At 61.5% G+C, this 7,951-nt stretch carries 9 protein-coding genes; 8 read left to right on the top strand and 1 reads right to left on the bottom strand.

The window, feature by feature from the left end; translation table 11 throughout:
• Positions 1 to 319: 319 nt before the first annotated feature.
• Positions 320 to 835 carry a DUF2062 domain-containing protein gene (locus NL64_RS20995; RefSeq protein ID WP_034149977.1) on the bottom strand — a complete coding sequence of 172 codons (516 nt, stop codon included), beginning with the start codon at positions 833 to 835 and terminating at the stop codon, positions 320 to 322.
• Between the two features lie 136 nt (positions 836 to 971).
• Between NL64_RS20995 and NL64_RS20990 the strand changes: the two genes are divergently transcribed.
• The 8 genes from NL64_RS20990 (at position 972) to murB (ending at position 7,827) form a co-directional block, all read left to right on the top strand.
• Complete coding sequence (locus NL64_RS20990; RefSeq protein WP_034149976.1) at positions 972 to 3,206, top strand: DNA internalization-related competence protein ComEC/Rec2; 2,235 nt, start codon at positions 972 to 974, stop codon at positions 3,204 to 3,206.
• Between the two features lie 98 nt (positions 3,207 to 3,304).
• Positions 3,305 to 3,940: a MotA/TolQ/ExbB proton channel family protein gene (locus tag NL64_RS20985; protein WP_034149975.1), complete on the top strand. Its 636-nt coding sequence runs from the start codon at positions 3,305 to 3,307 to the stop codon at positions 3,938 to 3,940.
• Complete coding sequence (locus tag NL64_RS20980) at positions 3,937 to 4,365, top strand: ExbD/TolR family protein (protein ID WP_034149974.1); 429 nt, start codon at positions 3,937 to 3,939, stop codon at positions 4,363 to 4,365. Before NL64_RS20985 ends, NL64_RS20980 begins: the two co-directional genes overlap by 4 nt.
• On the top strand, positions 4,365 to 5,375 hold the full coding sequence (gene lpxK / locus NL64_RS20975; RefSeq protein WP_034149973.1) for a tetraacyldisaccharide 4'-kinase: 1,011 nt from the start codon (positions 4,365 to 4,367) through the stop codon (positions 5,373 to 5,375). Before NL64_RS20980 ends, lpxK begins: the two co-directional genes overlap by 1 nt.
• A gap of 25 nt (positions 5,376 to 5,400) precedes the next feature.
• Positions 5,401 to 5,586, top strand: coding sequence for a Trm112 family protein (locus NL64_RS20970; protein ID WP_003179363.1), 186 nt, complete (start codon positions 5,401 to 5,403; stop codon positions 5,584 to 5,586).
• Positions 5,583 to 6,347, top strand: coding sequence for a 3-deoxy-manno-octulosonate cytidylyltransferase (gene kdsB / locus NL64_RS20965; protein WP_034149972.1), 765 nt, complete (start codon positions 5,583 to 5,585; stop codon positions 6,345 to 6,347). The genes NL64_RS20970 and kdsB overlap by 4 nt, the downstream gene beginning before the upstream one ends.
• On the top strand, positions 6,347 to 6,811 hold the full coding sequence (locus tag NL64_RS20960; protein ID WP_034149971.1) for a low molecular weight protein-tyrosine-phosphatase: 465 nt from the start codon (positions 6,347 to 6,349) through the stop codon (positions 6,809 to 6,811). Before kdsB ends, NL64_RS20960 begins: the two co-directional genes overlap by 1 nt.
• The gene (gene murB / locus NL64_RS20955; protein WP_034149970.1) at positions 6,808 to 7,827 is read left to right on the top strand and encodes a UDP-N-acetylmuramate dehydrogenase; all 1,020 of its coding nucleotides are present in this window, start codon (positions 6,808 to 6,810) and stop codon (positions 7,825 to 7,827) included. The genes NL64_RS20960 and murB overlap by 4 nt, the downstream gene beginning before the upstream one ends.
• Positions 7,828 to 7,951: the final 124 nt, after the last annotated feature.

Here is a 7,951-nt window from a genome sequence, read left to right as displayed (position 1 = left end):
ATCCATGCCGGGTTGCCCACTACGCAGAACCTCCACTCGGCCTCTCGATGGGGCAAGAAGATCAAAAGCAAAAGCGAGGCGGCCTAACGGCCGGCCTGTTCCCAGGTGCACGCCTTCCCTGTAGGAGCCGGCTTGCTGGCGATGGGGATGTATCAGGCATGGCGATGTCGTCTGAATGGACGCCATCGCCAGCAAGCCGGCTCCTACAGACCGGTGTTATTCCTAATTACCTGTTTTCAAATGCTGTTGCGGTTGTCGCCGCAATGGATAGGGTCCCAATCAAAACAGCGGCCTCCCAATGGGAGGCCGTTTTGCATTCTCACATCCGCCGCTGCTTGCGTCGCCGCCACTGCCGCGCTACCCACCAGCGCCAGTACATCATCACCAGGCAATAAGCCAACGCCCCCAGCACCAGCCCCGTCACCACCGACCCCAACAAGAATGGCTGCCACAAAGTCGATAACTCGCCGCGGATCCATTCCCAGGTCAGCTCATCCGGCAGATGGCGAGCGGGGACGTCCATCAACCAGGCACCGGTCTGATAAGTGCAAAAGAAAACCGCCGGCATGGTGATCGGGTTGGTCAGCCAGACCAGGCTCACCGCAATAGGCATGTTGCCGCGCACGATGATCGCGAGAATCGCAGCAACCAGCATCTGCAACGGAATCGGCAGGAATGCCGCGAACAGACCGACGGCCATGGCCCGGGCGACGGAATGGCGATTGAGGTGCCAGAGGTTCGGGTCATGCAGCAGAGTGCCGAGAAAGCGTAAGGATTTGTGTTCCTTGATGCTGGTCGGGTCTGGCATGTAGCGTTTGAATAAGCGCCGGGGCATAAGGCTTCTCGGTCGGTTAAGGCGGCAAGTATGTCTGGATTCTGCGGGCCGCCCATTCAGACTTTGTGACAATTAATAACGACGGCCGTGCGATCACTCGTCTATGCCTAGGGACGGGACTCTCAAGGACGGGCTTATGCGCACAGGGATGTTGGCGCTGGCGTTGGGTCTGTTGGCCTTGCGTTTTTTACCGGCATTGCCGCCGGTCGGGTTATGGCTGTTGATGCCGGTTGTAGGTTTGATGTTGTTGCCGTTCAGGACCTATCCGGTGGCGTTTTTCCTGTTCGGTTTGAGTTGGGCCTGTTTGCAGGCGCAATGGGCGCTGGATGATCGCTTGCCCCCGAACCTGGACGGTCAAACGCGCTGGGTCGATGGGCGGGTGGTGGGCTTGCCCCAGCACAACGACGGCGTGGTGCGTTTCGAATTGGCGGACGCACGCTCGCGACACGGCAAAGCGCCGCCACTGATGCGCCTGGCCTGGTATGACGGACCACCAGTGAACAGCGGCGAACGTTGGCGACTGGCGGTCAAGTTGAAGCGTCCTGCCGGGCTGCTCAATCCCCATGCCTTCGATTACGACGCCTGGCTGCTCGCGCAACGCATCGGCGCGACCGGCACGGTCAAGGACGGCGAACGACTGGCCGAGGCACGATGGGCCTGGCGCGACGGCATCCGCCAGCGGTTGCTGGCGACAGACGCCCAAGGCCGGGCCGGGGCGCTGGCGGCGTTGGTGCTCGGAGACGGCGCCGGGCTCGGCCGCGAAGACTGGCAGGTGCTGCAAGACACCGGCACCGTGCATTTGTTGGTGATATCCGGGCAACACATCGGGCTGCTGGCGGGGGTTGTGTATCTGTTGATTGCCGGACTCGCCCGTTATGGACTGTGGCCAAGCCGCCTGCCCTGGCTTCCCTGGGCCTGTGGCCTGGCATTCGCGGCCGCAATTGGTTATGGGCTGTTGGCCGGCTTCGAGGTGCCGGTGCGTCGAGCCTGTCTGATGATCGGGTTGGTGCTGTTATGGCGTCTTCGATTCCGCCACCTTGGCGCCTGGTGGCCTTTGCTGCTGGCGCTCAATGGCGTTTTGCTGCTGGACCCGTTAGCGAGTTTGCAACCGGGATTCTGGTTGTCGTTCGCTGCGGTGGCGGTGCTGATCTTCACCTTCGGCGGTCGGCTGGGACCGTGGCGCTGGTGGCAAACCTGGACCCGCGCGCAATGGCTGATCGCAATCGGCCTGGGCCCGTTTCTGCTGGTACTCGGCTTGCCGATCAGCGTGAGCGGACCGCTGGTCAACTTGTTGGCGGTGCCGTGGATCAGTCTGGTGGTGCTTCCACCGGCCTTACTCGGGACGCTGTTGTTGCCGGTGCCTTATGTGGGCGAAGGGTTGCTGTGGCTGGCGGGCGGATTGATTGATGGGCTGTTCCGGGGGCTGACGCTGATGGCCGGACAGATTCCGGCATGGGTGCCGACAGCGATTCCGCTGTGGGTCTGGTGTATCGGTGCCTTGGGCGCCGTTTTACTGTTGCTGCCGCGCGGCGTGCCGATGCGCCCGTTAGGCTGGCCGATGCTGCTATTGCTGGTTTTTCCGCCACGCCCGATGTTGCCGCAAGGTATCGCCGACGTCTGGCAACTGGATGTCGGCCAGGGCTTGGCCATCCTGGTGCGCACTCGCCATCACACACTGCTGTATGACACCGGTCCGCGTTTCGGCGATTTCGACCTCGGTGAACGAGTGGTGCTGCCGTCAATGCGCAAACTCGGCGTGAAACAACTCGACCTGATGCTGATCAGCCACGCCGACGCCGATCATGCCGGTGGCGCGCGGGCGGTTGCCAGTGGGCTACCAGTGACAAGGGTGCTCAGTGGCGACCCGCTGGCCCTGCCTGTCGAGTTGCACGCCGAGGCCTGTGAAAGTGGGCGCCAGTGGATGTGGGATGGGGTGAAGTTCCAGCTCTGGCAATGGCCGTCGGCCAGCGACAGCAATCAAAAGTCCTGCGTTTTGCAGATTGAAGCCAATGGCGAGCGTTTGCTGCTGACCGGCGACATCGATACCAGCGCCGAGCGCGCTTTGCTCGAGGGTCCGTTGGCTGTGACCACCGACTGGCTGCAAGCGCCGCACCATGGCAGTCGCAGTTCGTCATCGATGGCGCTGCTCAACAGCTTGCAGCCCAAAGCCGTACTGATTTCCCGTGGTCAGGGCAATTCGTTCGGTCATCCTCACCCGACGGTGCTGGCGCGCTATCGAAAGCGCGGCATGGCGATTTACGACAGTGCGGAGCAGGGGGCCATTCATCTGCAACTGGGGCATTTCGAATCGCCGCGCTCAATGCGTCTGGAACGGCGCTTCTGGCGCGATCCGCCGCCCTTGAATCAATAACCGCGAGTTATGACAGGCCGACCGGATGCGACATCACGGTCTTCGGTGCGCCGACCCCCTATGTTAGAGTGGCGCACTTTTTCGAGGGGATTGTCACTGTGTGGGAATTGGTCAAATCCGGCGGCTGGATGATGCTGCCGATCATCCTGAGTTCCATCGCGGCAATGGCAATCGTTGCCGAGCGTCTGTGGACCCTGCGAGCCAGTCGTGTGACCCCGGAGCATTTGCTCGGGCAGGTCTGGGTCTGGATCAAGGACAAGCAACTCAACAAGGAAAAACTCAAGGAACTGCGCGCCAACTCGCCGCTGGGTGAGATCCTGGCGGCTGGCCTGGCCAACTCCAAACATGGTCGCGAGATCATGAAAGAGTGCATCGAAGAGGCCGCCGCACGTGTCATCCACGAGCTGGAACGCTACATCAACGCACTCGGCACCATCGCCGCCATGGCTCCGTTGTTGGGCCTGCTCGGCACGGTGCTGGGCATGATCGACATTTTCAGCGCGTTCATGGGCTCGGGCATGACCACCAATGCCGCGGTGCTCGCCGGTGGTATCTCGAAAGCGCTGATCACCACGGCTGCCGGCCTGATGGTCGGTATCCCGTCGGTATTCTTCCACCGTTTCCTGCAACGCCGGATCGATGAGCTGGTGGTGGGCATGGAGCAGGAAGCGATCAAACTGGTCGAAGTCGTTCAGGGTGATCGTGATGTAGACCTGGCTGGGGGCAAAGCGTGAAATTCCGCCGCAAGCAACGGGAGAACGTGGATATCAACCTCGCGTCGCTGATTGACGTGGTGTTTATCCTGCTGCTGTTTTTCGTCGTGACGACGACTTTTACCCGTGAAACCCAGCTGCGTGTCGAACTGCCGGAAGCCGTTAGCGGTTCGCCCGCCGAGGACCAATCCAAGCAACTGGACATCGCGATCAGTGCCGACGGCGTGTTCTCGGTGAATAACCAGGTACTGCCGAAAAGCGACCTGGCCACCCTGATGGACGCGTTGCAGAAAGAATCCAATGGCGACACCAACCGGCCACTGTCCATCAGCGCCGATGGCAAGTCCCAGCACCAATCGGTCATCACGGCCATGGACGCCGCTGGCAAGCTCGGCTTCAACCACCTGCGCATGACCACAGTCGAAGCGGCGGCGCCCGCGCCCTGATGGCCATGTCCGATCGCCTTCTCGCCGCTTGGTATCAAGGTCATCCGGCCCTCAAGCTGTTGCAGCCGCTGGAGTGGTTGTACCGGCGCGTGGTCATTAACAAGCGCAAGCGCTTCCTGGCCGGCGAGGGTGAGATCTACCAGCCGCCCGTGCCGCTGATCATCGTCGGCAACATCACCGTCGGCGGTACCGGCAAGACGCCGCTGATTCTGTGGATGATCGAGCATTGCCAGCGCAGCGGTTTGCGGGTCGGCGTGGTCAGCCGTGGCTACGGTGCCAAGCCGCCACGGTTGCCGTGGCGGGTCGACGCCGATCAAAGCGCGGACGTTGCAGGTGATGAACCTCTGCTGATTGTCCAGCGCACGGGCGTACCTTTGATGATCGATCCGAATCGCAGCGCCGCCGTCAAAGCCTTGCTCGCGAGTGAGCCGCTGGACCTGATCCTGTCCGATGACGGTATGCAACATTACCGTTTGGCTCGTGACCTGGAACTGGTGCTGATCGACAATGCCCGAGGCCTGGGTAATCAGCGATGCTTGCCGGCCGGGCCTTTGCGTGAGCCGATGGAGCGTCTGCAAAGCGTCGACGCCGTGCTCTACAACGGTGCCGCGGCTGATCGTGACGGCGGTTTCGCCTTCCAGCTGCAACCGACTGCGCTGATCAATCTGCAAAGCGCTGAGCGTCGTCCCCTCGACCATTTCGCGCCCGGTCAGGCCTTGCACGCGGTGGCCGGGATCGGCAATCCGCAGCGTTTCTTCAATACCCTCGAAACGTTACACTGGCAGCCTGTTCCACATGCGTTTGCCGACCACGCCGAATACAGCGTGCAGGCCTTGAATTTTACCCCGTCATTGCCGTTGGTTATGACCGAAAAGGACGCGGTGAAGTGCCGTGCCTTCGCCGCCGCCGATTGGTGGTACCTGGCGGTTGATGCTGTGCCGTCGCCGGCCTTCGTGGCCTGGTTCGATACACAGCTGATGCGCCTGTTGCCGGCTCGTCTGTTGCCTTAAATCCGTTTTTTTCCAGGGAATGCTCATGGACACCAAATTGCTCGACATCCTCGCTTGCCCGGTCTGCAAAGGCCCGCTCAAGCTCAGCGCCGACAAGACCGAGCTGATCAGCAAGGGCGCCGGCCTGGCGTACCCGATTCGCGACGGTATCCCGGTGATGCTCGAAAGCGAAGCCCGTACCCTGACCACCGACGAGCGCCTGGATAAATGACCACAGCCTTCACCGTCGTCATTCCATCGCGTTACGCCTCCACCCGTTTGCCGGGCAAGCCGCTGCTGCTGATCGGCGGCAAGCCGATGATTCAGCACGTCTGGGAACAGGCGAGCAAAAGCAGCGCCCAGCGCGTGGTGGTCGCCACTGACGATGCGCGCATTGTCGAAGCCTGCAAGGGTTTTGGCGCCGAAGTGGTGCTGACTCGCGAAGACCACAATTCCGGCACCGATCGCCTGGCGGAAGTCGCGGCGAAACTGGGCCTGGCGCCCGACGCCATCGTCGTTAACGTCCAGGGCGACGAACCGCTGATCCCGCCGAGCGTGATCGATCAGGTCGCCGCTAACCTGGCGGCGCACACCGAAGCGCGCATGGCCACCCTGGCCGAGCCGATCGAAGACGTCGAAACCCTGTTCAATCCCAACGTGGTCAAGGTCGTCAGCGACCTCAATGGCCTGGCGCTGACTTTCAGTCGGGCCACATTGCCATGGGCGCGCGATACCTTCGCCCAAAGCCGCGAGCAGCTGCCGGAAGGCGTTCCGTACCGTCGCCACATCGGCATCTATGCCTACCGCGCCGGTTTCTTGCAGGACTTCGTCAACTGGGGCCCATGCTGGCTGGAAAACACCGAGTGCCTGGAACAACTCCGCGCGCTGTGGCACGGCGTACGAATTCACGTCGCCGATGCGCTGATCGCACCGCCGCCCGGCGTCGACACTGTTGAAGACCTTGAGCGCGTTCGTCGCCTGCTGGAGGCCTGATGCGGGTTTTGTTTGTGTGCCTGGGCAACATCTGCCGGTCACCCACGGCCGAAGGCGTGCTGCGGCATAAACTGCGCGAGGCGGGGCTGGCGGATCAAATCGAAGTCGCCTCGGCCGGCACCGGTGACTGGCACGTCGGCAAGGCACCGGACAAGCGCAGTCAGGCAGCGGCGAAACTGCGTGGTTACGACCTGTCCGCCCAGCGCGCCCAGCAAGTGACCCGCGCCGATTTCGCCACGTACGACCTGATCCTCGCGATGGACAACAGCAACCTGCGCAACCTCAAGGCCTTGCAACCGGCGAAGGGCAAGGCCGAGCTGGACCTGTTCCTGCGGCGCTACGAGTCGGACGTCGATGAAGTGCCTGACCCGTACTACGATGGCGATCAGGGCTTCGAGCAAGTGTTGGATTTGATCGAGCGTGCCAGTGATTTGCTGGTGATCGAGTTGAAGGGGCGGTTATGAGTTTGCAGGTGTGTTCGCAGGTTTCGCTCAAGCCGTTCAACAGTTTTGGCGTGGATGTTCAGGCCCGCCTGTTTGCCGAGGCGCATAGCGACGCCGATGTGCGCGAAGCGCTGGCCTATGCGCAGGAACATGATGTGCCGCTGCTGGTGATCGGCGGTGGCAGCAATTTGTTGCTGACTGCCGATATCGATTCGCTGGTGCTGCGCATGGCCACCCGTGGCATTCGGGTGGTGAGCGACGACGGCAGCAAAGTGGTGATCGAAGCAGAGGCTGGCGAGCCTTGGCATCCGTTCGTGCAACACACCTTGGTTCAGGGTTTGTCCGGCCTGGAAAACCTTAGCTTGATTCCTGGCACCGTCGGCGCGGCACCGATGCAGAACATCGGCGCATACGGGGTGGAAATCAAGGACGTGTTTGCCGGCCTGACTGCGCTCGATCGTCAAAGCGGCGAACTGCGCGACTTCACCCTGGAAGAATGCAACTTCGCTTACCGCGACAGCCTGTTCAAACAGCAGCCGGGTCGCTGGCTTATCCTGCGGGTGCGTTTCAACCTCGACCGCACCGCGCACCTGCATCTGGAATACGGCCCGGTGCGCCAGCGCTTGACTGAACAAGGCATCGATCATCCGACCGCCTCCGATGTCAGCCTGGCCATTTGCAGCATCCGCAACGAAAAACTTCCGGACCCGGCGGTGCTCGGCAATGCCGGCAGTTTCTTCAAGAACCCGTTGGTCTCGGCGGCGCTGGTTGCCCGACTCAAGGGCGAACACCCGGATCTGGTGGCCTACGCGCAACCTGATGGGCAGATGAAACTGGCCGCCGGCTGGTTGATCGAGCGGGCAGGGTGGAAAGGTTTCCGCGAAGCCGACGCGGGCGTGCACAAGTTGCAGGCACTGGTGCTGGTCAACTACGGCGACGCCACCGGGTTGCAGTTGCTCGATCTGGCACAGCGCATCCAGAAAGACATTTCAGAGCGTTTCCATGTCGAGCTGGAAATGGAACCGAACCGTTATTGAAGCTACGCTTTCAGGATGGATCTCAAGCCCTGCACATCTTTCAATGTGCGGGGCTTTTTTATGACATTCATCCTGTAGGAGCTGCCGAAGGCTGCGATCTTTTGATCTTTTTTTTTAAAATCAA

The organism is Pseudomonas fluorescens (assembly GCF_000802965.1).
Lineage (GTDB): Bacteria > Pseudomonadota > Gammaproteobacteria > Pseudomonadales > Pseudomonadaceae > Aquipseudomonas > Aquipseudomonas fluorescens_A.
This window is presented reverse-complemented; position numbering and strand designations above follow the sequence as displayed.